The 26,844-nt window shown below is 70.5% G+C and carries 23 protein-coding genes; 9 read left to right on the top strand and 14 right to left on the bottom strand.

Annotated elements, in window-relative coordinates; translation table 11 throughout:
• Positions 1–3: 3 nt before the first annotated feature.
• Genes narJ through Q7A36_RS20835 form a run of 4 tightly spaced genes read right to left on the bottom strand, consistent with a single transcriptional unit; the run spans position 4 to position 8,815 of the window.
• The gene (gene narJ / locus Q7A36_RS20820; RefSeq protein ID WP_305105664.1) at positions 4–726 is read right to left on the bottom strand and encodes a nitrate reductase molybdenum cofactor assembly chaperone; all 723 of its coding nucleotides are present in this window, start codon (positions 724–726) and stop codon (positions 4–6) included.
• 2 nt (positions 727–728) lie between these two features.
• The gene (narH, locus tag Q7A36_RS20825) at positions 729–2,357 is read right to left on the bottom strand and encodes a nitrate reductase subunit beta (RefSeq protein ID WP_305105665.1); all 1,629 of its coding nucleotides are present in this window, start codon (positions 2,355–2,357) and stop codon (positions 729–731) included.
• Positions 2,357–6,064 (bottom strand): nitrate reductase subunit alpha, encoded by a 3,708-nt coding sequence (locus Q7A36_RS20830; RefSeq protein WP_305105666.1) that lies wholly within the window; start codon positions 6,062–6,064, stop codon positions 2,357–2,359. Before Q7A36_RS20830 ends, narH begins: the two co-directional genes overlap by 1 nt.
• Positions 6,065–6,076: 12 nt before the next feature.
• The gene (locus tag Q7A36_RS20835) at positions 6,077–8,815 is read right to left on the bottom strand and encodes a nitrate/nitrite transporter (protein WP_305105667.1); all 2,739 of its coding nucleotides are present in this window, start codon (positions 8,813–8,815) and stop codon (positions 6,077–6,079) included.
• 223 nt (positions 8,816–9,038) lie between these two features.
• Between Q7A36_RS20835 and Q7A36_RS20840 the strand changes: the two genes are divergently transcribed.
• Entirely contained in the window at positions 9,039–9,722 is a 684-nt protein-coding gene (locus Q7A36_RS20840) for a cyclic nucleotide-binding domain-containing protein (protein ID WP_305105668.1), read from the top strand.
• A 115-nt stretch (positions 9,723–9,837) separates the two neighbouring features.
• Here Q7A36_RS20840 and hmgA read toward each other — a convergent pair whose 3' ends face one another.
• From hmgA to Q7A36_RS20855, 3 genes are all read right to left on the bottom strand, one after another.
• Positions 9,838–11,184, bottom strand: a complete 1,347-nt coding sequence (hmgA, locus tag Q7A36_RS20845; protein ID WP_305105669.1) for a homogentisate 1,2-dioxygenase — start codon at positions 11,182–11,184, stop codon at positions 9,838–9,840.
• Positions 11,185–11,214: 30 nt separating this feature from the next.
• On the bottom strand, positions 11,215–12,195 hold the full coding sequence (locus Q7A36_RS20850; RefSeq protein ID WP_305105670.1) for an MBL fold metallo-hydrolase: 981 nt from the start codon (positions 12,193–12,195) through the stop codon (positions 11,215–11,217).
• Positions 12,196–12,392: 197 nt separating this feature from the next.
• Complete coding sequence (locus Q7A36_RS20855; protein ID WP_305105671.1) at positions 12,393–13,301, bottom strand: LysR family transcriptional regulator; 909 nt, start codon at positions 13,299–13,301, stop codon at positions 12,393–12,395.
• A 170-nt stretch (positions 13,302–13,471) separates the two neighbouring features.
• Here Q7A36_RS20855 and Q7A36_RS20860 point away from each other — a divergent pair, with 170 nt between their 5' ends.
• The 8 genes from Q7A36_RS20860 to Q7A36_RS20895 all read left to right on the top strand — a co-directional run bounded on the left by Q7A36_RS20860 (position 13,472) and on the right by Q7A36_RS20895 (position 22,067).
• The gene (locus Q7A36_RS20860; RefSeq protein WP_305105672.1) at positions 13,472–14,308 is read left to right on the top strand and encodes a 3-hydroxybutyrate dehydrogenase; all 837 of its coding nucleotides are present in this window, start codon (positions 13,472–13,474) and stop codon (positions 14,306–14,308) included.
• A 13-nt stretch (positions 14,309–14,321) separates the two neighbouring features.
• Positions 14,322–15,461, top strand: a complete 1,140-nt coding sequence (locus Q7A36_RS20865; RefSeq protein ID WP_305105673.1) for a patatin-like phospholipase family protein — start codon at positions 14,322–14,324, stop codon at positions 15,459–15,461.
• Between the two features lie 23 nt (positions 15,462–15,484).
• Complete coding sequence (locus Q7A36_RS20870; protein ID WP_305105674.1) at positions 15,485–15,949, top strand: hypothetical protein; 465 nt, start codon at positions 15,485–15,487, stop codon at positions 15,947–15,949.
• Positions 15,950–16,007: 58 nt separating this feature from the next.
• Entirely contained in the window at positions 16,008–17,144 is a 1,137-nt protein-coding gene (locus tag Q7A36_RS20875; protein WP_305105675.1) for a transporter substrate-binding domain-containing protein, read from the top strand.
• Between the two features lie 471 nt (positions 17,145–17,615).
• A complete protein-coding gene (locus tag Q7A36_RS20880; protein WP_305105676.1) occupies positions 17,616–18,707 on the top strand; it encodes an alkene reductase in 1,092 nt (363 codons plus the stop codon).
• A gap of 185 nt (positions 18,708–18,892) precedes the next feature.
• The gene (locus Q7A36_RS20885) at positions 18,893–19,924 is read left to right on the top strand and encodes a hypothetical protein (RefSeq protein ID WP_305105677.1); all 1,032 of its coding nucleotides are present in this window, start codon (positions 18,893–18,895) and stop codon (positions 19,922–19,924) included.
• Positions 19,925–20,064: 140 nt separating this feature from the next.
• Positions 20,065–21,744: a PQQ-dependent dehydrogenase, methanol/ethanol family gene (locus Q7A36_RS20890; RefSeq protein ID WP_305105678.1), complete on the top strand. Its 1,680-nt coding sequence runs from the start codon at positions 20,065–20,067 to the stop codon at positions 21,742–21,744.
• Positions 21,741–22,067 carry a c-type cytochrome gene (locus Q7A36_RS20895; RefSeq protein WP_305105679.1) on the top strand — a complete coding sequence of 109 codons (327 nt, stop codon included), beginning with the start codon at positions 21,741–21,743 and terminating at the stop codon, positions 22,065–22,067. The genes Q7A36_RS20890 and Q7A36_RS20895 overlap by 4 nt, the downstream gene beginning before the upstream one ends.
• A 28-nt stretch (positions 22,068–22,095) precedes the next feature.
• Here the strand turns inward: Q7A36_RS20895 and Q7A36_RS20900 are convergent, their stop codons facing one another.
• The 7 genes from Q7A36_RS20900 to hisF all read right to left on the bottom strand — a co-directional run bounded on the left by Q7A36_RS20900 (position 22,096) and on the right by hisF (position 26,729).
• Positions 22,096–22,479: a type II toxin-antitoxin system VapC family toxin gene (locus Q7A36_RS20900; protein WP_305105680.1), complete on the bottom strand. Its 384-nt coding sequence runs from the start codon at positions 22,477–22,479 to the stop codon at positions 22,096–22,098.
• Positions 22,476–22,748 (bottom strand): type II toxin-antitoxin system Phd/YefM family antitoxin, encoded by a 273-nt coding sequence (locus Q7A36_RS20905; RefSeq protein ID WP_305105681.1) that lies wholly within the window; start codon positions 22,746–22,748, stop codon positions 22,476–22,478. Before Q7A36_RS20905 ends, Q7A36_RS20900 begins: the two co-directional genes overlap by 4 nt.
• 82 nt (positions 22,749–22,830) lie before the next feature.
• On the bottom strand, positions 22,831–23,778 hold the full coding sequence (gene gshB, locus Q7A36_RS20910) for a glutathione synthase (RefSeq protein WP_305105682.1): 948 nt from the start codon (positions 23,776–23,778) through the stop codon (positions 22,831–22,833).
• Positions 23,779–23,894: 116 nt separating this feature from the next.
• Complete coding sequence (locus Q7A36_RS20915) at positions 23,895–24,746, bottom strand: SirB1 family protein (RefSeq protein WP_305105683.1); 852 nt, start codon at positions 24,744–24,746, stop codon at positions 23,895–23,897.
• Between the two features lie 95 nt (positions 24,747–24,841).
• A complete protein-coding gene (locus Q7A36_RS20920) occupies positions 24,842–25,231 on the bottom strand; it encodes a histidine triad nucleotide-binding protein (protein WP_305105684.1) in 390 nt (129 codons plus the stop codon).
• Between the two features lie 205 nt (positions 25,232–25,436).
• Positions 25,437–25,958 (bottom strand): phosphoribosyl-ATP diphosphatase, encoded by a 522-nt coding sequence (locus Q7A36_RS20925; protein ID WP_305105685.1) that lies wholly within the window; start codon positions 25,956–25,958, stop codon positions 25,437–25,439.
• Positions 25,959–26,729 carry an imidazole glycerol phosphate synthase subunit HisF gene (gene hisF / locus Q7A36_RS20930; protein ID WP_305105686.1) on the bottom strand — a complete coding sequence of 257 codons (771 nt, stop codon included), beginning with the start codon at positions 26,727–26,729 and terminating at the stop codon, positions 25,959–25,961. It abuts the gene before it with no gap.
• Between the last annotated feature and the right edge of the window lie 115 nt (positions 26,730–26,844).

Genomic DNA, 26,844 nt, shown 5'->3' on the forward strand with positions numbered 1-26,844 from the left:
GGGTCAGCCTTGGCTGGCGGCGGCGACGTGACGGATCACGGGCCGCGGCGCGGGCATGGGGTTCGGGTTGCGGTGGGCGGCGCGCAGCTTCGCGGCCAGCGCATCCACGCCGCAATCCGCCGCGGGATCGGCGCCGGGGCCGAAGACGACCGGCGCCTCGGCCCAGGCGGCGTCGAGCTGCTCGGGCGTCTGCTCGGGCTCCGGCTGCTCCGGCACCTGGCCGGTGGGCTGGCCGGCAACCAGCAGCACGGCCTGCAGCACCGCGGCCTGCGGGGCATGGCGTGCCGAGAGGCGGCCATGCAGCAGGTCCAGCACCGGGGCGGCATTGGCCAGCAGCTCGGCGCCGCGGCCCGGCTCGACGGCCGCGTATTCCAGCAGCATCGGCAGGTAGTCCGGCAGCTCGGCCGCCACGGGTTCCAGCCCCGCGGCGGCATAGAGGCCCTTCAGCTCGACCATGGCCGGGCCGCGTTCGCGGCTGTCGCCATGCACATGCTCGAAGAGGTTGAGGGAGAGGCTGCGCGTCCGGTCGAAGAGGGCGACATGCTCCTCCTCGAGGTCGAGCGGGTCGCCATCCCCGAGATGCGCGAGCAGCCGGGCGAGACCGGGCATGGCCGGGGCCAGCGCCGGGTCTGTCTCCAGCGCCGCCCAGATCTCGGGCAGCGCATCCAGCACCTCGGCCGAGGGGTAGGAGAGCAGCGCCGCGAGGGCGCGGAGGGAGGCGCGCATGCTCACACCTCCTCCGGCTGCGTCCGCGCCGCCGCGGCGGGCGGCACTGCGGGAGGGGCGGCCCTGGCCGGCTCCGGCCGCGCCGGCACATGCCGGAACTCGACGCGCGGCGCCTGGTGGCCGGCCGAGGTCTTCTTCGTCGAGAAGAGGTTCGCGCCGGTCGAGCCGCTGGTGGAGCAGCCATTGCCGAAGCTGAAGCCGCAGGAGGACTTCAGGTCGAAGGTGTTCTCGGCATACTCGCGGTGGGTGGAGGGGATGACGAAGCGGTCCTCGTAATCCGCCAGCGCCATCACCTTGTACATCTCCTCGACCTGCTCGACCGAGAGGCCGACCTGCTTGAGGACATCCGCATCCACCCGGTTCTCCACCGTGCGGGCGCGCATGTGCACGCGCATGGCCATCATCCGCTGCAGCGCGAGCACCACAGGTGCCTCCGCGCCCGCGGTGAGCAGGTTGGCGAGGTAGCGGACGGGGATGCGGAGCGACTTGACGTCCGGCAGGCCCGAGGCCTCGTCCCAGCCGACATGGCCGGCCTCATGCGCCGCCTGCACCGGGGAGAGCGGCGGCACGTACCAGACCATGGGGAGCGTCCGGTATTCCGGGTGCAGTGGGAAGGCGACGCCCCATTCGATCGCCATCTTGTAGACGGGCGAGCGGCGGGCCGCTTCCAGCCAGAGCTCCGGCACGCCGTCGCGCCGCGCCTGGGCGATCACTTCGGGGTCGGAGGGATCGAGGAAGACGTCGAGCTGCTCGCGGTAGAGCTGCTGCTCGTTCTCGGTGCTCGCCGCCGCCTCGATCCTGTCGGCGTCGTAGAGCATGACGCCGAGGTAGCGGATGCGGCCGACGCAGGTCTCGGAGCAGATGGTCGGCTCGCCCGCCTCGATGCGCGGGAAGCAGAAGGTGCACTTCTCCGCCTTCCCGGACTGCCAGTTGTAGTAGATCTTCTTGTAGGGGCAGGCGGAGACGCACATGCGCCATCCCCGGCACTTGTCCTGGTCGACCAGGACGATCCCGTCCTCCTCCCGCTTGTAGATGGAGCCCGAGGGGCAGGCTGCGACGCAGGCCGGGTTGAGGCAGTGCTCGCAGAGCCGCGGCAGGTACATCATGAAGGTCTTCTCGAATTCGCCGTAGATGTGGCGCTGCACGCCTTCGAAATTGGCGTCCTTCGAGCGCTTGGCGAATTCACCGCCCAGGATCTCCTCCCAGTTCGGCCCCCACTCGATCTTCTCCATCCGCTGTCCCGTGATCAGCGAGACGGGACGGGCGGTCGGCATGGCCTTCGACTCGCCCGCGGTCTGCAGATGGGCATAGTCGAAGGTGAAGGGCTCGTAGTAGTCGTCGATCTGCGGCATGTCGGGATTGGCGAAGATGTTCGCCAGCACCCGCAGGCGGTTGCCGATGCGCGGCTCAATCCTGCCGTTCCGCTTACGCTTCCAGCCGCCCTTCCACCTCTCCTGGTTCTCCCAGTCCTTGGGGTAGCCGATGCCGGGCTTGGTCTCGACATTGTTGAACCAGGCGTATTCGACGCCTTCCCGGCTGGTCCAGACCTGCTTGCAGGTGACCGAGCAGGTGTGGCAACCGATGCACTTGTCGAGGTTCAGGACCATCGCGATCTGGGCGCGGACCTTCATCACACATTCTCCTGCGCCGCAGGGGCGTCCATCCAGTCGACCGTCGCCATTTTGCGCACCACGACGAACTCGTCGCGGTTGGTGCCGATGGTGCCGTGGTAGTTGAAGCCGTAGGAAAGCTGCGCGTAGCCGCCGATCATGTGCGTCGGCTTCGGCGTGGTGCGGGTGACGCTGTTGTGGATGCCGCCGCGGGTCAGCATGACCTCGCTGCCCGGCATGTTCACGATCTTCTCCTGGGCGTGGTACATCATGGTCATGCCTTCCGGCACGCGCTGGCTGACCACCGCGCGCGCGGTCAGCGCGCCGTTCAGGTTGAAGGCCTCGATCCAGTCGTTGTCCTCGATCCCGGCCTTCTTCGCGTCCACCTCGCTCAGCCACACCACCGGGCCGCCGCGGTTCAGCGTCAGCATGATGAGGTTGTCGCTGTAGGTGGAGTGGATGCCCCATTTCTGGTGCGGCGTGATGAAGTTGAGCGTGATCTCCGGGTTGCCGTTCGGCTTGGCCCCGACCATCGCCATATGCGCCTTCAGGTCCACCGGCGGCTTGTAGACGCAGAGCGCCTCGCCGAAGGCCAGCATCCATTCGTGGTCCTGGTAGAGCTGCTGCCGGCCCGAGAGCGTCCGCCAGGGGATCAGCTCGTGCACGTTGGTATAGCCGGCGTTGTAGCAGACCTCCTCGGACTCGATGCCGGACCAGGTCGGGCTGCTGATGATCTTGCGGGGCTGGGCCTGCACATCCCTGAACCGGATGGCTTCGTGCTCCTTGCCGCGGGCGAGGTGGGTGTGGTCGCGGCCCGTGGCCTTGCCCAGCGCCTCCCAGGCCTTCACGGCGACATGGCCGTTGGTCTCGGGCGCGAGGGAGAGGATCACCTCGGCGGCGTCGATGTCGCTCTCGATCCGCGGCCGCTTGCCCTCGGTGCCCGGCACGCTGGTGGTGCCGTTCAGGCCGGCGAGGAACTCCACCTCATGCCCGGTCTTCCAACCGATGCCCTTGCCGCCATTGCCCAGCTTGTCGAGCAGCGGGCCGAGGGCCGTGAAGCGGGCATAGGTGCGGGGGTAGTCGCGCTCCACGACTGCGACCGCCGGCATGGTCTTACCCGGCACGGGCGCGCATTCGCCGCGCTTCCAGTCGCGCACCACACCCTGCGCCAGCTCCTGTGCGGTGTCGTGCATCAGCGGGTTCAGCACCACGTCCTGCTCGGTGCCGAGATGACCGTGGCAGAGCTCGGAGAATTTCCGGGCGATGCCCTTGAAGATCGCCCAGTCCGTCCGCGCCTCCCAGGCCGGGTCCACCGCCGCGGAGAGCGGGTGGATGAAGGGATGCATGTCCGAGGTGTTGAGGTCGTGCTTCTCGTACCAGGTGGCGGTCGGCAGCACGATGTCGGAATGCACGCAGGTCGTGCTCATCCGGAAGTCGAGCGTGACCAGCAGGTCCAGCTTGCCCTCCGGCGCGTCACGCCATACCACCTCACTCGGCTTGGCCTTGCCTTCCTCGCCCAGGTCCTTGCCCTGCACCCCGTTGGTGGTGCCGAGCAGGTGCTTGAGGAAATACTCGTGCCCCTTGCCGGAGGAGCCCAGCAGGTTGGAGCGCCAGATGAACATGTTGCGCGGCCAGTTGGCCGGCGCCTCCGGATCCTCGCAGGACATGCGCAGCGCGCCGTCCTTGAGGCCCTGCGCCACGTAGTCCGCCGGCGCTACGCCCGCCGCCTTCGCCGCCGAAGCGAGGCGCAGCGGGTTCTGCTCGAGCTGCGGCGCGGAGGGCAGCCAGCCCATGCGCTCCGCGCGCACGTTGAGGTCGATTAGCGAGCCGTCGAGCGCCTTCGGCGCGGTCGGCGAGAGCAGCCCCTCCAGGCCCAGCGTCTCGTAGCGGTACTGGCCGGTATGGGCGTAGAAGAAGGAGGTGGAGTTCATCTGCCGCGGCGGGCGCGACCAGTCCGTGGCGAAGGCCAGCGGCACCCAGCCGGTCTGCGGCCGCAGTTTCTCCTGCCCGACATAGTGGCTCCAGCCGCCGCCGGACTGGCCGATGCAGCCGCACATCACCAAGAGGTTGATGATGCCACGGTAGATCATGTCGCCGTGGTACCAGTGGTTCACCGCGGCGCCGAGGATGACCATGGACTTGCCATGCGTCTTGTCGGCATTGGCGGCGAACTCGCGCGCCGTGGCGATGATGTCGCCGCGACGGACGCCGCAGACCTTCTCCGCCCAGGCCGGGGTATAGGGCGCGTCGGCGTCGAAATCGGTACTGCCGTCGCGCGCCACGCCGTAGTTGGCGAGGAACAGGTCGTAGACCGTCGCGGCCAGGCGGGTGCTGCCATCGGCCAGGGTCACGCGCCGCACCGGCACACTGCGGCCGATCACCTCCTCATGGCTGGTCGGGTTGAAGAATTCCGGCGCGCGGCCGCCGAAATACGGGAAGGCGACCTCCGCCTCCTCCTCGCCCAGCAGCGACAGGCGCGGCGTGGTCACCTCCAGCGTGCGGCTGTCGCGGCCCTCGAGGTTCCACTTGCCCTGCTCGCCCCAGCGGAAGCCGATGGAGCCGGTCGGCGCGTAGAGCCGGCCGGTGGCATCGTCCACCGCGACCGTCTTCCAGTCCGGGTTGTTCGCCTCGCCGAGGCCGCCCTCGATATCCGCGGCGCGAAGCTGCCGGCCGGCGACCAGGCGGCCGTCCTTCTCCTCCAGCAGCACCAGCATCGGCATGTCGGTGTATTTGCGGCAGTAGTCGAGGAAGTAGTCGCCCTTCCCCTGCGCATGCCACTCGGACAGGATCACATGGCCCATGGCCATGGCCAGCGCCGCATCCGTGCCCTGCTTCGGGTGCAGCCACAGGTCAGCGAACTTTGACGCCTCGGAATAGTCGGGCGTGACGACCACCGTCTTGGCGCCGCGGTAGCGCGCCTCGGTCATGAAATGCGCGTCCGGCGTGCGCGTCTGCGGCACGTTGGAGCCCCACATCATCAGGAAGCCGGCATTGTACCAGTCGGCGCTCTCCGGCACGTCCGTCTGCTCGCCCCAGGTCTGCGGGCTGGACGGAGGCAGGTCGCAGTACCAGTCGTAGAAGGACATGCAGACGCCGCCGATGAGCGAGAGGTAGCGGCTGCCCGCGGCGTAGCTGACCATGGACATGGCCGGGATCGGGCTGAAGCCGATGATGCGGTCCGGGCCGTGCTTCTTCGCCGTGTGGACGTTGGCGGCGGCGATCAGCTCCTCCGCCTCCTCCCAGGAGACGCGCACGAAGCCGCCGAGACCGCGCAGCTTCTGGTAGGCGCGGCGCTTCGCCTCATCCGCCTGGATGCTGGCCCAGGCCTGCACAGGATCGGCATGCTCGGCGCGCGCGGCGCGCCAGAGCGTCAGCAGCCGCTTGCGCATCATCGGGTGCTTCACCCGGTTCGCGCTGTAGAGGTACCAGGAGTAGCTGGCACCGCGGGCGCAGCCGCGCGGCTCGTGGTTCGGCAGGCCGGGCCGCGTGCGCGGATAATCCGTCTGCTGCGTCTCCCAGGTCACCACGCCGCCCTTGACGTAGATCTTCCAGGAGCAGGAGCCCGTGCAGTTCACGCCATGCGTGCTGCGCACGATCCGGTCGTGCGACCAGCGGGACCGGTAGGCGTCCTCCCAGCCGCGCGGCTCGTTGGTGACGCGGCCATGCTCGCCGGAGAAGCCCTCCACATGACGCTTGAAGAAGGAGAGGCGGTCGAGGAAGTGGGACATCTCAGTGGTTCCTTACTCGGCGGGCTGCACGGCCGCGCGGCCGCGCTCGATCGCGTGCAGCAGGCCGCCGCGGCGGGTGTAGGCCGCCCAGGTCAGGGCGATGCAGGTCAGGTAGAAGATGGCGAAGGCCCAGAGCGCGGCCTGCGGCCGGCCGGTCAGCGCGATGGCGCTGCCATAGGCCTTGGGGACGAAGAAGGCGCCGAAGGCCGCGATGGCGGAGGTGAAGCCGATGATCGCGGCGCCTTCGCGCTCGGCCTGCTGGCGCCGCTCGGCCGCCCCGGCGCCCGGCATCAGCCGCGCCATTTCCTTCGTCATGATCGCGGGGATCATCTGGAAGGTGGAGGCATTGCCGATGCCGGTCAGCAGGAACAGCACGAGGAAGCAGCCGAAGAAGCCGAGGAAGGCGCCGGGCTGGTCCTTGATGCCGAGGAAGTGGACGACGCCCGCGGTCGCCAGCACCATGCCGACGAAGACCCAGAAGGTCACGCGGCCGCCGCCCCAGCGATCGGCGATCCAGCCGCTCATCGACCGTGCCAGGGCGCCGACGAGCGGGCCGAGGAATGCGAGCGAGAGCGCATCCACGGTCGGGAACTCGGTGCGCGCCAGCAGGGGGAAGCCGGCGGAGAAGCCGATGAAGGAGCCGAAGGTGCCGGTATAGAGCCAGCACATCACCCAGGTGTGGCGCCGGCGGAAGATCACCGACTGCTCGGCGAAGGAGGCGCGCATGCTCGCCAGGTCGTCCATGCGGAACCAGGCGGCGAAGGCGGCGATGGCGATCATCGGCACCCAGATCAGGCCGGCATTCTGCAGCCAGAGGGAGGCACCCTGCGCGGTCTGCTGCGGCGCGCCGCCGAGCGAGCCGAAGACGCCCGCGGTGATCGCCAGTGGCACCAGGAACTGCACCGCGCTGACGCCGAGATTGCCGAGGCCGGCATTGAGCGCCAGCGCATTGCCCTTCTCGCGCCTGGGGAAGAAGAAGGCGATGTTGGCCATGGAGGAGGCGAAGTTGCCGCCGCCGAAGCCGCAGAGCAGGGCGAGGGCCAGGAAGATCCAGTAGGGGGTCGCCGGGTCCTGCACCGCCCAGCCGATGCCGAGCGCGGGGACCAGCAGCGACCAGGTGGACAGCGTGGTCCAGAGCCGGCCGCCGAGGATCGCCGGCATGAAGCTGTAGAAGACGCGCAGCGTGGCGCCCGACAGGCCGGGCAGCGCCGCCAGCCAGAAGAGCTGGTCCGTGCCGAAGCGGAAGCCCGCGGCCGGCAGCTTGGCCACCACCACCGACCACACCATCCAGACCGCGAAGGACAGGAAGAGGCAGGGGATGGACACCCAGAGGTTGCGCCGGGCGACGGCGCGGCCGCGCTCCGCCCAGAAACCCGCATCCTCCGGCCGCCAGTCCTCGATCGCCCGCCGGCCGGACAGCGCGCCATGCTGCGCCGGGCCGTGGATCGGCTGCATCTCCGGCAGCTCGGGCAGGGTGCGCAGCACCGGCGCCGCCGCCTCGCGCTCCATCCGCCGGATGGCGAGGTGCATCCAGGCCAGGCCCGCCAGGGCGACGAGGAAGAGCAGCATGAAGCAGCTCTGCCTGAGGCCCGTCAGGTCGTTCAGCAGGCCGAAGGCCAGCGGCAGGACGAAGCCGCCGAGGCCGCCAATCAGGCCGACCACGCCGCCCACCGCGCCGACGCGACCGGGGTAGTAGACCGGGATGTGCTTGTACACCGCGGCCTTGCCGAGGCTCATGAAGAAGCCGAGGACGAAGACCAGGGCGATGAAGGACCAGACGCCGGTCTCGAGGTGGAAGGTCATCGGCCCCTTGATGCCCTGCACCACGTAGTCGGTCGGCGGGTAGGACAGCAGGAAGGTGCAGGCCACCGCGACGCCGAAGGTCCAGTACATCACCCGCCGCGCGCCATAGCGGTCGGACAGCACGCCGCCATAGGCGCGGAAGATGCTGGCCGGCACGGAATAGGCGGCGCCGATCAGGCCGGCGGTGCGGATATCGAAGCCATAGGCATCGATGATGTAGCGCGGCAGCCAGAGGGCGAGGGCGACGAAGCCGCCGAAGACGAAGAAGTAGTAGAGGCTGAAGCGCCAGACCTGGAGGTTCCTCAGCGGCTCCATCATGGCGGCGAAGCTCTCGGCCTGCGCGCCGCGGGCGCGCCGCGCCGCGAGGTCCGGGTCGTCCTTAGTCGTCAGGAAGAACAGCACCGCCGTGACCGCCAGCGCCACCGCCCAGATCTGCGCCAGCGCGTGCCAGCCGAAGGCCAGCATCACGCTCGGCGCCAGGAACTTGGTGACGGCCGAGCCGACATTGCCGGCGCCGAAGATGCCGAGCGCGGTGCCCTGCCTCTCCTTCGGGTACCACTTGGAGACATAGGCCACGCCGACCGAGAAGGACCCGCCCGCGATGCCGACGCCGAGCGCGGCCAGCAGGAAGGTCGTGTAGTCGTAGGCGTAGGAGAGCATCCAGGTGGCGGCCGCGGCCGCCAGCATCACCAGCGCGAAGACCCGCCGGCCGCCGTACTGGTCGGCCCAGATGCCGAGGACGAGGCGGATCAGGCTGCCCGTCAGGATGGGCGTGCCGACCAGCAGGCCGAACTGGAAATCCGTCAGGCCCAGGTCGCGTTTCGCCTGGATGCCGAGGATCGAGAAGATCGTCCAGGCCGCGAAGCAGACCGTGAAGGCCGCCGTGCTGGACCACAGGGCGCGGGTGCGGTCGCCGCCGCTCACCGTATCGCCCGTCATTGAATTCATCTGCCGCTCCCGCTGCATGGAGGCGGCCGGACGGTGACGGCAATCCCGATCCGGTTGCTTGATTCACGTCAAGTTGGCTGGTGGGCCGCAGGATAAATCCGGCATAAGGCGAGCAATAACAAAGCTTGGCTTACGGAAGGTCGCTTCTGGACTTGATGTGAATCAACGGATGGGATGATCGATCCGGCCATGGTCGGCGTCACTCCGGGACAAGGACAGTGTCGTGATCGACCGGCCCCTGAACACCGATCTGCTGCGCCGCAGCCCCTTCTTCGCCGCCGCCGGAGAGGCGTCGATGGCGCGCCTGCTGCGCCCGAGCTTCACCCAGCAACTGCCGCGCGGCACCATCCTGTTCGACCAGCACGAGGTGCCGAACTTCCTCCACCTCCTGCTCGCCGGCAGCGTCGGCCTGCAGGCCAGGGACGAGGCCGGGGCGGAGACGATCGTCGAGATCTTCGGCGCGGGCGAGCTCTTCCTGGCGCCCGCGGCCATCCTCGGCCTGCCCTACCTCGCCTCCGGCCTGGCGCTGACCGATGTGCGGGTCCTGATGATCCCGGCCGATGTCTTCCGGGAAGGGCTCACGCAGGACCCCGCCCTCAGCCGCGCCGCCGTCGAGCTCCTGGCCCGGCACTGGCGGCTGATGGTGGACCAGGTGGTGGACCTGAAGCTGCGCTCGGCCGAGCGCCGCGTTGCGCGCTTCCTGGCGCGGCGCATCCCGGAGGAGGCGGGCGCCGGGCCTGCCGAATTGCCGGAACCGCGGGCCGCCATCGCCGCCCGGCTCGGCATGACACCGGAGACCCTCTCGCGGACGCTCAATGCGCTCGAGGCACGCGGCGCCGTGCGGCTGTCGGCGAAGCGTGCGGACATCGTCGACCGCGCCCTGCTCGCACACCTGGCGTCCCGGTAGCCGCCCTCGAAATCACCTCGAGCGGCAGCCTCTGGACAGCGAATTCCGGATGGCCATCGGCCGAGCCATCCAGTTCCGCCGCTTCGGGACAGAGGTCGCATCGGAGCGCGCCATCTCAGGGCTCGCGCCGGTCCGGGTTGAAGTGGCGCTGCAGCCTGGCGCCATAGGCACCGTAGTCCTGCTGCCGCTCCGGCAGTTCGGCGGCATAGCGTGTCACGCGCTGCGGGAAGCGCGTCTCGAACATGAAGGCCATGGTGCCTTCCAGCTTGTGCGGCTTGAGCGGCGCATTGGAGGCGCCCTCGAAGGCCTCCATGTCCGGGCCGTGCGGCAGCATGCAGTTGTGCAGGCTGAATCCGCCGGGGACGAAGCCATGCGGCTTGGCGTCGTACTGGCCGTAGATCAGGCCCATGAACTCGCTCATGATGTTCATGTGGTACCAGGGTGGCCGGAAGGTGTTCTCCGCCACCATCCAGCGGTCGGGGAAGATGACGAAGTCGATGTTCGCCGTGCCCGGCGTCTCGCTCGGCGAGGTCAGCACGGTGAAGATGCTGGGATCGGCATGGTCGAAGAGCAGCGGCCCGACCGGCGAGAAGCGGCGCAGGTCGTATTTGTAGGGCGCGTAGTTGCCGTGCCAGGCGACGACGTCGAGCGGCGAGGCGGCGAGCTCGGCCGCCCAGAGATTGCCGCTCCACTTCACCACCATGCGGGTCGGGACCTCGCGATCCTCGTAGCTGGCGACGGGCGTCATGAAGTCGCGCGGGTTGGCGAGGCAATTGGCGCCGATCGGCCCGCGCTCCGGCAGGGTCAGGGCGCCGCCGTAATTCTCGCAGAGATAGCCGCGGACCGGGCCGGCGGGAAGCTCGGCGCGGAACTTCACGCCGCGCGGCACCACCGCCATCTCGCCGGGCGCGATGTCGATGGTGCCGAACTCGGTCGCCAGCCGCAGCGCGCCCTGCTGCGGGACGAAGAGCATCTCGGCATCGGCGTTGTAGAAGACCTCGTCCGCCATCGAGCGCGTCGCGACATAGACATGCGCCGCCATGCCGGACTGGGTCGCGGCATCGCCCGCGGTGGTGACGGTGCGGATGCCCTGGAGCAGGGTCAGCCCCTCGGCCGGGATCGGCACCGGGCTCCAGCGCAGCGGCTGGATCGGCATCTCCACCTCGGCGCAGGGCGCGGTGCGCCACAGGCCGGCATCGATCCTCTCGAACCGCCCCCAATGCGCGACGGTCGGGCGGATACGGTAGAGCCAGGACCGCTCGTTGGAGGCGCGGGGCGCGGTGAAGGGGGAGCCGGACAATTGCTCGGCATAGAGCCCATAGGCGCATCTCTGCGGGCTGTTGCGGCCGATCGGCAGGGCGCCGGGCAGCGCCTCCGTCTCGAACTGGTTGCCGAAGCCGGTCATGTAGCCGGGCTCGCCGGTCCCGGCGCGCGCCGGGCTCATGGGCTGGACGACGGTCATGGCATGGCCCTCCGTATCAGGCATTCCACTCTAGCGCTCGATCTCGGCCGACTTCATGGCGTCGCCATGCTCCAGCGCCTTCCACATCTCGACGTCGCGCTCGGCGGTCCAGATGCGCGGGCGGTCGAGGCCCTTGGCCTCGTCATAGGCGCGGGAGACGTTGAAGGGCATGCAGTGCTCGAAGATCACCCAGCTGCCGTATTTCGGGCGCATCGAGCCCATCGCCTCGTCATAGACCTGCTTCAGGGTGGCGCCCTTGGCGACGCCCGCCTTGGCGATGGCGAAGAGGTCGGAGGTGAAGGCGGCGGTGCCGGCCAGGCCTTCCTCGACCTCGGCCCTGGTCACGAGGCTGCGGCCGCGGCCGGGCACCAGCTTCTCCGCGCCCAGCGCCTTCACCGCCGCCAGCGTCGAGGGCCAGTCGGTGAAATGCGCATCGCCGCAATAGGGCGTGGCGCCGAACTCCACGGTGTCGCCGGCGAAGCAGACCTTCTCCTTCGGCAGCCAGACCACCGTGTCGCCCGCGGTGTGGCTGCGGCCGACATGGATGATCTGCACCTCGCGCTGCCCCATCCAGAGCGTCATCCGCTTGTGGAAGGTGACGTGCGGCCAAGTGAGGCCCGGGATGCTCTCCTTGCCGCGGAACAGCCGGGGGAAGCGGCCGATCTCGCTGTCCATGTCCTGCTGCCCGCGCTCCACGATCAGGTCGCGGGTGACGTCGGAAGCGATGATCTCGGCACCCTGGTAGCCGCTCGCGCCCAGCACGCGCACGGCGTGGTAGTGCGACAGCACCACGTGCTTCACCGGCTTGTCCGTGACGGTGCGGATCTTCGCGATGACATCAGCGGCCATCTTCGGCGTCGCCTGCGCATCCACCACCAGCACGCTGTCGTCGCCCACGACGATGCCGCTGTTCGGGTCGCCCTCGGCGGTCCAGCCATAGAGGCCGGGGCCGAGCTCCTCGAAGGAGACCACCTTCTCCGCGAGATCGTTGCTGCTGGCGAAACCTGACATGTCCGTCTTCCTCTGAGCTTCTGATTGTGTGCGGCACCCTGCAGATTACGGGCGGGGCGCCGATAGTCCTGAACCCGGCCATCTCGCCGCTCTCGATGGTGCGCGGCGCGGGGCGATTCTCCTGGCTGTGCGGGCAGGATCCGGCATTGCCCTCCTCCCCGGAAACGCCGAAGCCCGATGCGCAGGATGCCGGGCGGTCATGCGGCCTGCGGCGGCAGGCTCGCCTCGGCCTCCAGCCAGGGATAGCGGCGGATCGCCTGGACGAAGCTGGCAAGCGGCGAGGACCAGCGCCGGCCGGCGACCGTCACCAGGGAGACCTCGCGGCGCACCTCCGGGTCGTGCACCGGGCGCAGCACCAGGCCGGGATGGGTGGCGGAGTATTCGGGCAGGAAGCAGACCCCCATGCCCGCCGCGACCATGGACTGGATCCAGTCCTCCCGCTCGCTGCGGAAGGAGCGCATGATCTGCGCGCCGCAGGCCTCGCACTGCTCCCGCAGCAGGTCGCGGAACTCGCAGTTGATACGCTGCAGGTAGACCTCGCCATCCATGTCGCGCATGGCAACGGCGTTGTGCCGGGCGAAGCGGTGGCCGACGGAGCAGGCCACGACGAAGCGTTCGGAATAGAGCGGGTCGGCCCGCAGCCGCTCGTCGAAGCCCCCCGGCCTTGCCATGACGGCGACATCCAGCTCGCCCTGCAGCAGCGCCTCGGAGAGCCGGTCGGGGACGCTCTCGGTCAGCGTCACCTCGATGCCCGGGTGGTCCGCGCGGAAGCGGTTGAGGAAGCCGACGAAGCGCAACGGACCGATGGTGCACATGACGCCGAGGCGGAAATGCGCGCTCTCCAGCCGCAGGAAGCGGTTCGCCTGCTCCTTCGCAGCCGTGGTGCGGGTCATCACTTCCTCAAGGTGCGGCTGCATCAGGCGACCGAGTTCGGTCAGGTGGGTATTGCCCCTCTCGCGCGAGAAGAGCAGGCCGCCCAGCTCATCCTCGAGCTTCTGGATGGCGCGGGTCAGCGCCGGCTGGGTGACGTTGCACTGCTCGGCCGCCCTGGTGAAGTTCAGGGTGCGGCAGACAGCGAGGAAATAGCGGATCTCATGGATCTCCATGGCGAGCTCCCTCTCCGCCGCAGCTTCGAGCCCCGACGCGGCGAGGTTACATCGTCGCCGCTGGCACGGCCATAAGCGCCGGTGATCGAGACCGTGCCGGGAGGGCATTGGCGCCGCGCCGCAGCCGGCCTGCACCCTACCCCCGCCCCAGCATGGGCGAGGAGACCGCCATGAGCACCATCATGACCACGGCCGGCCTGAACGATCTTGCCGGCCCGCCGCGCGAGTTGGAAGGCCGGGTCGCGATCGTGACCGGCTCCACCTCCGGCATCGGGCTCGGCATTGCCGAGGCCCTGGCGGCGCGCGGCGCGGCGGTGGTGCTGAACGGCTTCGGCCCGGCCGCCGAGATCGGCGGCCTGTGCCGGCGCCTCGCCGAGGCGCATGACGTGCCAGTGCGCCACGACCCGGCGGACATGGGAAAGCCGGAGGAGATCGCCTGCCTGGCCGAGCGTACGGCACGCGCCTTCGGCCCCTGCGATATCCTGGTGAACAATGCCGGCGTCCAGCATGTGGCGCCGATCGAGGACTTCCCGCCGGACCGGTGGAACGCCATCCTGGCGATCAACCTCTCCGCTGCCTTCCACGCCATGCGCGCCGTGCTGCCGCGGATGAAGGCGCGGCGCTTCGGGCGGATCGTCAACATCGCCTCGGCGCATGGCCTGATCGCCTCCCCCTTCAAGTCCGCCTATGTCGCGGCGAAGCACGGCCTGGTCGGCCTGACCAAGGTCGTGGCGCTGGAGGCGGCCGAGCACGGGGTGACCTGCAACGCCGTCTGCCCCGGCTATGTCTGGACGCCGCTCGTCGCCGGCCAGGTCGCGCAGCAGGCCCTGGCGCACGGACTCACCGAGGAGAAGGTGATCCGCGAGGTCTTCCTGGCGGAACAGCCGAGCCGCCGCTTCGCCACGGTCGAGGAGGTCGCCGGGACCGTCGCCTTCCTCTGCTCGCCCGCCGCCGCCTCCGTCACCGGCACGGCGCTGCCGGTGGATGGCGGCTGGACGGCACATTGAGGGGAGCGCGGGAATGGACGGGACGATGGGCCAGGGCGCGCCCCGCGCGCCGCAGCAGGTGGTGCTGGTGCTGCAGGGCGGCGGCGCGCTCGGCGCCTACCAGGCCGGTGTGTTCGAGGCGCTGCACGAGGCCGGTGTCGAACCCGATTGGGTGATCGGCACCTCGATCGGCGCGATCAATGCCGGCATCATCGCCGGCAACACGGCGGAGGACCGGCTGCCGCGGCTGCGGGAATTCTGGGCGCGGGTGGCGCATCATCCTCTGGTGGAAGCCTGGACGGCGCTGCCCGGCTTCGGTGGCGTAGTCCCGCGCTGCGCGACTCTCGCCAGCGGGGTGACGGGCTTCTTCCGGCCGAACCCGGCCGCCTTCCTCGGCTGGCAGGTGCCGCTGACGGCGGAACGCGCGGGCTACTACTCGACCGCGCCGCTGGCCGCGACGCTCGCCGGCCTGATCGATCCTGCGCGGCTGAATGCCGGCGCGCCGCGGCTGACGGTGGGCGCGGCCAATGTGCGGACGGGCGAGATGCGCTACTTCGACAGCCGCGGCACGCCGCTCGGCCTGCCGCACATCCTCGCCTCGGGCGCCCTGCCGCCCGCCTTCCCGGCGGTGCGGATCGAGGGCGAGTTGTGGTGGGATGGCGGCATCCTGTCCAACACGCCGGTCGAGTGCGTCTTCGACGACCAGCCGCGGCGCGACTCGCTGGTCTTCGCCGTGCATATCTGGAACCCGCAGGGGCCGGAGCCGGAGACGATCGCGCAGGTGATGCACCGGCAGAAGGACCTGCAATATGCAAGCCGTGCGGCGACCCATATCCGGCGGCAGCAGCAGATGCACCGGCTGCGGCACGTCATCAATGAGCTCTCGGCCATGCTGCCCCCGGCGCTGCGGGAGGAGCCGCGGGCGCGGGACCTGGCGGCCTATGGTTGCCCGACGGTGATGCATGTGGTGCGGCTGCTCGCGCCCGGCCTCGACAACGAGGACCATGCCAAGGACATCGACTTCAGCCGGGCGGGCATCCGGGCGCGCTGGGAGGCGGGCCTCGTCGATACCAGGCGGGCGTTGGAAGGGCGGCCCTGGGAAAGGCTGGCCGATCCACTGGAAGGCTTCGTGCTGCACGAGCTCAGGCGCGAGGCGATGCCGGTGCCGGGGTGACGGGCGTCGCAGGGAGGATGAGGATGGGCAAGCTATGCAGCGCCCTGGCGCTCTGCCTTGCGGCGGCGGCCGCGCCGGCTGCGGCCGGGCCGGCGGAGGAGGCGGAGCGCCTCTACGCCCGCTTCGTGGCGGTGCAGAATGCGCATGACCTCGAGCGCCTGCGCGGCCTGCTGCTCGACAGCCCGCGCTTCCTCTGGGTCAGCAACGGCCTGTCCCTCTGGGGGCCGGATGCCATGATCGCACGGCTGTCCGGCTTCCAGGCCAATGAGGTCTGGTGCATCGACCCGGACCAGCGCCGGGCGAGCGCGGTCGAGGTCGCACCCGGCGCGGCCTTCCTGCATGTGCCGCTGGTGCTGACCGTCGGCAGCGCCGCCGACCCGCAGCGCTACCATGTCCTGGTCAGCGCGCTCTGTGCCGAGACGCCGGATGGCTGGCGCATCGCGGCGCTGTTCACCACCGACGAGAACCGCGGCGAAGCGGCACGCTGACGTCGCGCGGCGGTCGTTGTAGATGGTGGCATGCGGTACCTGCATGCGGGGGCGGACCATGGCGGTCAGGCATATGCTGGGCGGCCCGCAGAGCCGCCGCGCGCTGCGCCCGTTGAGCGCGGCGCTGGCGCTGGGGGTGGCAGTCGTCAGCGGGGCGCGGGCCCAGCCCGATGCACCCCCGGCCAGCACGCGGCCGCTGCTGCGGGTGGTGACGGGCTATTCCTCACCTTTCGTGACGCTGCCCGGCACGCCCGTCTCGGGCTACAGCGTCGAGGTCTGGCAGGAGGTGGCACGTCGCCTCGGCGCCGAGACCGAATGGCAGGTGCTGCCCGATCTCAGCGAGGACGCGCAGATCGCCGCCGTCGCGGCGGGCCAGGCGGATGCCGCCATCTCGGCACTGGCCATCACGGCGGAACGCGAGGCGCAGGTCGATTTTTCCGTCCCCTATGCCAGTTCCGGCCTGCAGGTCCTCGTGCGGGCCGGGCAGACCGATTCCTTGGGGGCGGCATTGCAGGCGCTGGCCACGCCGGCCATCCTGTGGCTGCTGCTGATCGGGGCCGGCATCGCGCTGGCGCTGGCCCATCTCCTGTGGCTGATCGAGCGCCGCGCCAACCCGGCCTTCCGGCTTTCCTATCCGCGCGCCATCGCGGAGGGAGTGTGGGGCGTGATGCTCATCATCGCCACGGGCGAGCACGGCGACCGCGATGCCCCCCGGCCGCTGAAGCGGTTCGTCGTTGGTGGCATGTGGCTGCTCGGCGTGGTGCTGATTGCGCAGTTCACCGCGACGATCACCGCCGCCCTCACTGTCGAGACGCTGCGATCGGACATCCAGGGGCCGGGCGACCTGCCCGGCCGGACGATAGCGACGGCGCCAGGGAGCGTCGCCGCAACCTGGCTGGCGGCCCGCGACCTGCCTTTCCTGCCCGTCTCCGACACCGAGCAGGCCTATGCGATGCTGGTCCGCGGCGAGGTCCAGGCCATCGTCTACGAGGCGCCGCAGCTTCGCCATTGGCTCGCCACGCGCGGGCCCAGCATGGCCTCGCTGGTCGGTCCCGTGTTCCGGCCGGAGACATACGCGATTGCCGTCCGACTCGGCAGCCCGCTCCGCAAGCAGGTCAACGCGGCGCTGCTGTCGATGCAGGCCGATGGGACGGCCGAGGCAATCGAGCGGCGCTGGTTCGCCATGCCGAGGTGATGTGATGCTGGCGGCGGATGCTGCTGGATGGGGCCTGCCTGGGCCTTCCGGGCGGGGCGGTGTGGAACCGGGCCGGTCATGTTGACAGGTGGAGCCGGGCGCGGTCGCCGGAGCAGCGGGAATCGCATCGCCGGGTGGCGACCGCCGAAGGGGCCGAGCAGGGCTTCCGGTTCCCGGCCCGGGGTCCCCTCCGCTACGAGGACCTTTCCGGCGGAACTCCGATTGTTGAACGGCCAGAGGCCCTGGGCGTCGAAGTATCAGGGCACGGCTTGCGTCGGATGCAATCGAGGCAAGAGCCGCTTGATCGTGTGGCTTCGCGTCGCCAGCGCAATCATAGGTTGCGTGACTCAGGTTCCCATTTACTGAATGAATGACGGGTATGCGGCGGGCCGCCTTGGCGCGACCGCCGGGGCGCCCCAGCTTGCGGGCAAGGCCGCGTCCCGCGGCGCCCCTTTGGGAGTCCCTCCCCGCATGTCCACAGACCTCTTCCAGCCGGCCCGCCTGGGCCCGCTGACCCTCCCCAACCGCATCGTCATGGCGCCGCTGACCCGCAGCCGCACCGGCAGCCGGGGCATCCCCGGCGCGATGAACGCCGAGTACTACCGCCAGCGCGCCTCGGCCGGCCTGATCATCGCGGAAGCGACGCAGATCTCCGGCCAGGGCCAGGGCTATGCCTATACCCCCGGCATCCATGACGAGGCCCAGGTCGAGGGCTGGCGCCGGGTGACGGAGGCCGTGCACCAGGCCGGCGGACGCATCGTCCTGCAGCTCTGGCATGTCGGCCGCATCTCGCATGAGAGCCTGCAGCCCGGCGGCGCCCTGCCCGTCGCGCCCTCCGCCGTGCGGCCCGAGGGCCAGGCCTTCACCGAGGCCGGCTTCCAGCCCCACCCGACGCCGCGCGCCCTGGAGACGGACGAGATCCCCGGCATCGTCGCCGACTACCGCCGCGCCGCGGAGAACGCGAAGCGCGCCGGCTTCGACGGCGTCGAGATCCACGCCGCCAATGGCTACCTCATCGACCAGTTCCTGCGCGACAAGACCAACCGGCGCACCGACCGCTATGGCGGGTCGATCGAGAACCGCACGCGCTTCCTGTTGGAGGTGACGGAGGCGGTGACGCAGGTCTGGGGCGGCGACCGCGTCGGCGTCCGCATCTCCCCGGCCTCGCCGGCCAACGACATCGCCGACAGCAACCCGCAGGCGCTGTTCGGCTACGCCGTGGAGCAGCTCAACCGCTTCGGCCTCGCCTACCTGCACGTGGTCGAGGGCGCGACCGGCGGCCCGCGCGACGTCATCCCCTTCGACTTCCTGGCGCTGCGGCGCGCCTTCAACGGCGCCTACATGGCCAACAACGGCTACGACCTGGCGTTGGCGCAGCAGGTGCTGCGGGAGGACAGGGCGGACCTGATCGCCTTCGGCCGGCCCTTCATCGCCAACCCGGACCTGGTCGAGCGGCTGCGTACCGGCGCACCGCTGAACGAGTTGGACCGGAACACGCTCTATGGCGGCGACGCGAAGGGGTATATCGACTACCCGGCCCTGCAGCGGCAGGCGGCGGAATAGGGCGAGCCAGGGGGAGGTCTCCCCCTGCACCTCCCCTGATGTTTCCGGTCTGGCGCGCGACCGTCCGGACGCGCGCCAGACCGCGAGGCGTCGCGCCGTGCTTGGCCTCGGCCTCGCCGCCGTGCTTCTCTGCGGCGCCTCGCCCAACCGGGAGGCGAGGATCGACACCCTCCGAAACCGCAGCGATGCCCTGCTCGATCGTCGCCGGCGCCGGACGGTTGGCTGCCCTGAGCGCCCTGGCGCTCCTCCTCCTGCCCCCGCCGCCGGCGGAGGCCCGGACCCACAGCAGGCAACTCCGGGCGACCCGGGCGGCCTCGGTCGCCTCCCGCCAGGCGCGGGCGGATGCCCTCGCGCCCCCTGAGGACCCTTCGAACGGCGTCGGCATCGCCCCCACCGCCCCCGTGCCAGCCGAGGCGACGCCGGCGCCCTGGTCGCTGGACCTGCTGCTGCCGCTGCTCTGGAACTCCGATGCCGAGCAGGCGGCCAGCGGCATCGCCTCCCCGGAACTGACGCCCGAGGGACGCCTGACCTGGTCGCGCCGACTCGAGGCGCATCCCGTCCGCCTCTCCGCCCTGCTCGACGCCAGCACCGACCGCTTCGTCCGCGCCCGCGACGCCGATGCCGACCTGCTCTATGGCCGCCTGCGCGCCCAGTACGAGAGCGGCGCGGATGACCAGGAATGGCAGCCCTTCCTCAGCTACGTCCCGACCTTCACCTTCGCGCCGACCTATGCCCGCCGGCTGGACACCTGGCACGACCTTGCGCTCGGCGCCTCGAAATCCTGGGAGTGGGACGGCGCCCTGCACCGCGTCGCGCCCGGCGCGGACACCGATTCCCAGGCGGCCTGGAGCGTCGCCGTCAACGGCGCCGTGCAGCGGCGGGCGCGCGACGGCGGCCCGCCCTCCGTCGCCCTGCTGCTCAATCCCTCCGTCACCTGGGCCATCTCCGCCGCCTGGAATGCCAGCCTCGAACTGGACGTCACCCGCCGCTGGTTCGACAGGTATGACGGCCAAGGCCGCCGCGACTGGCTGCTCACCCCGATCCTGACCGTCGAGTTCCAGCCGCCGGAAGGCTGGCTGCCGCCACAGGACAGCGGCCTCGGCGCGCCGGTGCTGGACCTGCAGGTCTTCCTCACGCGCCAGCACAGCAGCGCCGCAGAGGGCCGGTTCCAGCAATGGGGCGCCGGCCCGATCCTGCGGACCGCCTGGAAATTCTGAGACCGCGGCGGATTGCCTGCCGCGGAGACCGGGCGGTAGGCTGCATACGAACGTCCCTTCAGACCGCGGCCCGTCCGAGGCCGCGGCTGGAGGCGCCACGGGTCAACCCCGGGCGCCACATGAGAGCGGAGGAACATCCCATGAGACTGGCCATCGCCCTGCTCCTCGGGAGCATGGCGCTGCCGCTGGCAGCCCAGGCGCAGACGCGCGAGGACCTGCTGAACGACGGGAAGAACCCGGCGCAGGTCACGACCTACGGCATGGGCTACCACCAGCAGCGCCACAGCCGGCTCGACCAGATCAACCGCTCCAATGTCCGGCGGCTCGTGCCGGTCTGGAGCCTCAGCATGAGCAACGACGTCGGTGAGCAGTCACAGCCGCTGGTCTATGACGGCGTGATGATCGTGACGAACGTGCGCCACACCACGGCGATCGACGTGGCAACCGGCCGCATGCTCTGGCGCACGCCGGTCGAGTGGGATCCCGCCACCGCCCGCGTGGTCTGCTGCGGCCTGTCGAACCGCGGCGCCGCGATCTACGAGGGCAAGGTCTTCCGCACGACGATCGACGCGCATGTCCTGGCGCTCGACCTCAAGACGGGCAAGGAGCTCTGGAACGAGACCTTCGCCGACTGGACGCAGGGCATCTCCTCGACCGTCGCGCCGACCATCGCCGATGGCGTGCTCATCACCGGCATGTCGGGCGCCGAGTTCGGCGTGCGTGGCTTCATTGATGGCTGGGACCCGGCGACCGGCAAGCATCTCTGGCGCCGCTTCACCATCCCCGGCCCGGGCGAGCCCGGCAGCGAGACCTGGCCGAAGGAGACGGAGCACTACAAGCATGGCGGCGGCACCACCTGGATGACCGGCTCCTACGACCCGGAGCTGAACCTGGTCTACTGGGGCACCGGCAATGCCGGGCCGTGGAACCCGACGGTGCGGCCGGGCGACAGCAAGCACGCCGCGAGCGTCATCGCCATCCGGCCGAAGACCGGCGAGATCGCCTGGTCCTACCAGTGGACGCCGGGCGACATGTACGACTACGACGGCGTCAACGAGAACATCCTGGCCGACCTGACGGTGGAGGGCCAGCCGCGCAAGGCGCTGATCCACGCCGACCGCAACGGCTTCCTCTACGTCCTCGACCGCACCAACGGGAAGCCGATCGCGGCCCATCCCTTCGAGAAGGTGACCTGGGCGGAGAAGGTCGACCTCGGCACCGGCCGGCCGGTCGAGACCGAGCTTGCCCAGCGCATGCGGAAGGGCGAGACGCTGGAAGTCTGGCCGGGACTGCGCGGCGGCAAGAACTGGCCGCCCATGGCCTTCAACCCCGACAGCGGCCTCGTCTTCGTCAATACCCTGCACGACCCGCGCAGCTACACCTTCAACAACGAGGAGCAGCCGAAGCCCGGCATGCGCTACCTGGGCCTGACCATCAACACGCCGCCGAAGAAGCCGGGCGAGCCCTGGGGCTTCACCAAGGCGATCGACCCGCTGACCGGCAAGGTGCGCTGGGAGAAGCCCTCCACCGACTACCCGGCCTGGGGCGGCATGCTGAGCACCGGGAGCGGGCTGCTCTTCACCGGCCGCTCCACCGGCGAGTTCCAGGCGCTGGACCAGGAGAACGGCCAGGTGCTCTGGAGCTTCAACACCGGCACCGGCGTCAATGCGCCGCCCGTAACCTACATGGTGAACGGGAAGCAGTACGTGACGGTGCTGGCCGGCCTCGGCGGCCTGCCGGTGATCGCCGGCGCGCCGAACATCCGGGAACGGGTGCCGACCGGCGCCGCAGTTTGGACCTTCGCGGTGATGGCGGAGTGAGGCGGAGGGCCTTCGGCCGGGCGGCAACGGGGCTGCTCGGCCTGGTGCTGGTGGCGGGCCTGGCGGGGGCGCAGGACGCGCCCTCGCCCGAGGCGATCAAGGCCGGCGCGCATACCTATGCCAGCAACTGCTCGCCCTGCCACGGCGCGCGGATGCAGGATCCGGAGGGCGCCTTCGACCTGAAGACCTTCCCGCGCGGCCAGCGCGACCGCTTCTTCCGCTCGGTCCGCAACGGGAAGAATGCCATGCCGCCCTGGGGCGGCGTGCTCTCGACCGAGGAGATCGAGGGCCTCTGGGCCTATGTCTCCTCCGGCGGGGGCTGAGGCGGGCCGCCCGACACGCGGGGCAGGGTCACCAGAGGCGGGCGATGCCGAAGCGGTCGAGCGCGGCATCGGCCGAGACGAGCGTCAGCTCCTCGACCAGGGCCTGCGCCGCCAGCAGACGATCGAAGGGGTCGCGATGCACGGTCGGCAACCGTCCGGCCGTCTCAGCATGGGCGCAGGTGATCGGCAATTCGCGAAAGCCCGCAGCGCGGATGGCCGCGGCGACGTCCCGGGCGACGAGACCGACGCCCGGCAGCTTCCCCGCCGCATGCTTCAGTGCGATCTCGTAGCCGGAGGCGGCGCTGACATGCACCGCCTCGGACCCGTTCAGGGCGGCATGGGCGGTGGCGGAGACGCTGCGCAGCCCCGCCAGCCACCACAGGAAGACATGGGTATCGAGCAGGAGCCTCACGGGTGGCGCAGCGGATCGCCCGGATGCCCCTCGTACCACTCGGCGAGGTCTTCCTCCGGCCAGCCCTCCAGGGCCTCGTCGCCAACCTCGATCAGGCCGCGGTACAGGCCGAAGCTGCTCTCCCGGGGCACGGCCGGCGGCACCAGCGGCACCAGCTTGGCCACCGGCTTGTCGCCACGGGCGATGACGATCTCCTCCCCCGCCTCGGCCCGGGCGACCAGGGCGGAGAGATGCGTCTTCGCGGCATGGATGGTCACGGCATCGGCCATGGGTGGCGCCTCCCGCCAGATTAGCTAAGGCTTGGTCCATCCAGGGTCAAGCAGAATGCCACCGGCCCGGTGACGTCCCGCCTCAGCCGCCGGCGCGCTTCGCCTCGATCGCGTCCCAGATCGCCTTCTCCAGGTGGACGCCGTCGAAGCGGGCGATCTCCTGCAGGCCGGTGGGGGAGGTGACGTTGATCTCCGTGAGAAATCCCCCGATCACGTCGATGCCGACGAAGATCATGCCGCGCCGCTTCAGCTCCGGCCCGATCCGCGCGCAAATCTCGCGCTCGCGCTCGGTCAGCGTGGTCTGCTCCGGCCGGCCGCCGACATGCATGTTGCTGCGCGCCTCGCCCTCGGCCGGGACGCGGTTGATGGCGCCCATGGCGACGCCGTCCACCAGGATGATGCGCTTGTCGCCGCGGCGGACGTCGGGGACGTATTTCTGGATCACCAGCGGCTCGCGCGAGCGCTCGGTGAACATCTCGATCAGGCTGTTCAGGTTGGAGTCGCCGGGCTTGAGGTGGAAGACGCCGGCCCCGCCATTGCCGAAGAGCGGCTTGATGATGATGTCGCCGTGCTTCTCGCGGAACTTCATGATCGTGCCGCGGTCGGCGGTGACCAGCGTCTCCGGCATCAGCTCCGGGAAATGCGTCACAAACAGCTTCTCCGGCGCGTTGCGCACCGAAGCGGGATCGTTGACGACCAGGGTCTTCGGGTGGATGTGCTCGAGGATATGGGTCGCCGTGATGTAGGCCATGTCGAAGGGCGGGTCCTGGCGCATCAGGACGACGTCCATGGTCGAGAGGTCGATCTCCTCCTGCGCCCCGAACTGCCAGTGCGCGCCCTTCTTCCGCTCGACCGTCACCGGCTCGCCCAGCGCCGTCACCCGCCCGCCCTGCAGCGCCAGGTTGCGGACATGGTAGTGCCAGAGGCTGTGGCCGCGCGCCTGGCCCTCCAGCATCAGGGCGAAGGTGCTGTCGGCATTGATGTCGATGTGCTGGATCGGGTCCATCTGGACCGCGACGCGGAGCGCCATGGCTGTGTCTCTCCCCCGGTGGCGGGTGTCTCGGCCACCTGCTTGGCAGAGCGGAGGGCCGGGCGCCAGGGGGAGCCTAGGGCATTCTCACGCTGACCGTTCTGCGGCGATCTGCTCTAGTTCAGCCGGTGCCGGAGTTCCTCGACCACCGAGCGGATGCGCCTCGCGGCCTCGCCCTCCGGCTCGATCTCCAGCGAGCGGTCGAGGCAGCCCAGCGCCGCGCCGATCCGGTCCAGCCGCTGGTTCATCAGCCCGGCCTCCCGCCAGAGCAGCGCGGCATCGGGGGCGAGGCGCAGCATGTCCTCGGTGCAGGCGAGCGCCCCGGCCAGGTCGCCGGTGCGCAGGCGCCGCAACTTGATGTTGTTCTGCAGCCGGAGCAGCACCGCCCGCTTGTCCATCAGCCGCAGCAGGCCGGGGCGGAGCTCGGCCCTCTCGCCCTCGATCCGCTTCAGCAGCGCCCGCAACTCGGGCGCGGCGAGGCCGGTGCCGCCGGCGAAGACATCGACCAGCGCCTGGCCGCGGCTACCCTCGACCGCGAGCAGGAAATGGCCGGGGAAGTCGATGCCATGCGCCGACCAGCCGGCGGCCTCGGCCGCGTGCAGCCAGAGAAGGCCGAGGGCAACCGGCAGGCCGCGCCGCCGGTCCAGCACCCGGATCAGGTTGGCATTGGCCAGGTCGTCATAGGTCTCGGCATCGCCGGCGAAGCCGAAGCGGCCATGGATGACCTCGGCGAGCACCTGCCGGCGCTGCTCGGCATCGCCGGCATCGGCCGCCTCGTTCGCCGTCGCCGCGGCGACGGCGGCCTGGGCGATCTCCGAGAGGGTCGCCGCGGCGGCGCGCCAATCGGCGTCGGGTGCGTCGATGCGCGCGAACTGCAGCGCCACGGCGGCGAGTTCGATCTCGGCGTCGGGAAGCTGGCCGGCGGCTGCGAGGGCGGCACGCGCCTCGTCCTGAGGGGTGGAGGCCATGCGGCCAATGTCGCGCCGCCGGCCCCGGTCTTCAAGCGTGGCGTGGGCGTGGGCGGATCCGCCCGGGGCAGGACTCCGCTCCGCGAACGACCGTCTCAGCCGGCGGGCGCGGGCGGGACCATGCGGCCCAGGCGACGGCCGCCGAAGAGGTGGACATGGAAATGCGGCACCTCCTGCCCCCCGTCCTGGCCCATGTTGGAGAGGATGCGGTAGCCGCTCGCCTCCAGCCCCTGCTCCTTCGCCACGGCCGTGACCATGCGCCAGAAGCCGGCGATCGCCTCGGCCTCGGCGCCCGCGTGGAAGTCGGCGGCGCTGACCCAGCGGCCCTTCGGGATCACCAGGACATGGACGGGGGCCTGCGGGTGGATGTCGTGGAAGGCCAGGGCATGCGCGTCCTCCGCCACCTTCTTGCAGGGGATCTCGCCGCGGAGGATGCGGGCGAAGATATTGGCGTCGTCATAGGGCGGCAGGCCGGTGACGGACATGGCGGCGGGTCCCCTCGCTGGCGTGTGGCGCCGTCATGGCCGGGCCGCCGGCGATCAGCAAGCCCCGTCGAGCGGCGCGGCCCTGGCGCGCCCGCCCGCGTCCCAGGCAGCCCCTCGCGGGTCGGGCCACGCCTGGCGCGGCCCGGATCCCTGGGGCAAAGGCCGGCCCGGGAGCTTGTTGCGGCGCAATCCCCGAGGCGTTCGCTCAGGGCAGCTTCGTCGTCCTCGCCGCCCGCACGATGCCCTTCGGCCGCGCCGCCTTCTCGGCGATGCCGCTGATGCCCTCGCGCCGGCGCAGCTCGGCCCAGACCTCCTCCGGCCGGATGCCGGCATCCACCCAGACCACCATCAGGTGGTAGAGCAGGTCGGCGCTCTCCAGGATCGTCTCGGCCCGGTGGCCCTGCGTCGCCTCGATGACGCATTCCACCGCCTCCTCGCCCAGCTTCTGGGCGACCTTGGCGGTGCCGCGGGCCATCAGCCGGGCGGAATGGGAATGCGCGACATCGCCGGCGACGCGGCGCGCCTCCACCGTCTCCCACAGCCGGTCCAGCACCGTCGCATCGGCCTGGCCGATCGTGACGTCGAGCGGCTTCAGGTGGCTGGACTCGGCCTTCTTCAGCCCCTTCGGCGGCTTCACCGGGACCACCGGCACCCCGGCCGGCACCGGCAGCCCGTTGGCCACCTTGGTCTGCTTCTTCTTCGCCGTCTTTGCCGTCGCCTTCGCCATTCAGGCCACCTCCGCGAGGGGCCGCACCGGCAGGCCCGCCGCGGCCAGCGCCGCCTTGGCGTCCGCGATGCGGAACTCCCCGTAATGGAACACGCTCGCGGCCAGCAGGCCGCTGGCGCCGGCCAGGGCGCCCTCCACGAAATGCCCGACCGTGCCGACCCCGCCCGAGGCGATGATCGGCACCGTCACCCGGCGCCGGATCGCCCGCAGCAGGTCGAGGTCGAAGCCCGCCTTGGTGCCGTCGCGGTCCATGGACGTCACCAGCAGCTCGCCCGCGCCGGCCGCCGCCATGCGCTCCGCCCAGCCCACCGCATCGATGCCGGTGGGCTTGCGGCCGCCATGGGTGAAGACCTCCCACCGGCCCGGGGCGACCTGGCGGGCATCCACCGCGACGACGATCGCCTGGCTGCCGAAGGCCTCGGCGGCGCGGGTAACCAGCCCGGGCTCGGCGACGGCGGCGCTGTTGATGCTGGCCTTGTCGGCGCCGGCCAGCAGCAGGCGGCGCACATCCTCCACGCTGCGGACGCCGCCGCCGACGGTCAGCGGGATGAAGACCTCGGCGGCGGTGCGGGAGACGACATCGTACATCGTGTCGCGGTTCTCATGCGTCGCGCCGATATCGAGGAAGGTGACCTCGTCCGCCCCCTCCCGGTCATAGGCGCGGGCCTGCTCCACCGGGTCGCCGGCATCGCGGAGCGAGACGAAGTTCACGCCCTTCACGACGCGTCCGTCCTTCACGTCGAGGCAGGGGATGACGCGGAGTGCGAGCACGGTGCCACCTTCGAGGGAATGGGCCGCCCGCCCCGGACGCCGCCAGGATGGGCGAGGGTGGTGCGCTTGCGTCCGATCGGGCCGGGGGTCAAGCGCGGAATCGGGGACAGCGGGC

The sequence above is a fragment of the Paracraurococcus lichenis genome, from assembly GCF_030657435.1.
GTDB classification, from domain to species: domain Bacteria; phylum Pseudomonadota; class Alphaproteobacteria; order Acetobacterales; family Acetobacteraceae; genus Paracraurococcus; species Paracraurococcus lichenis.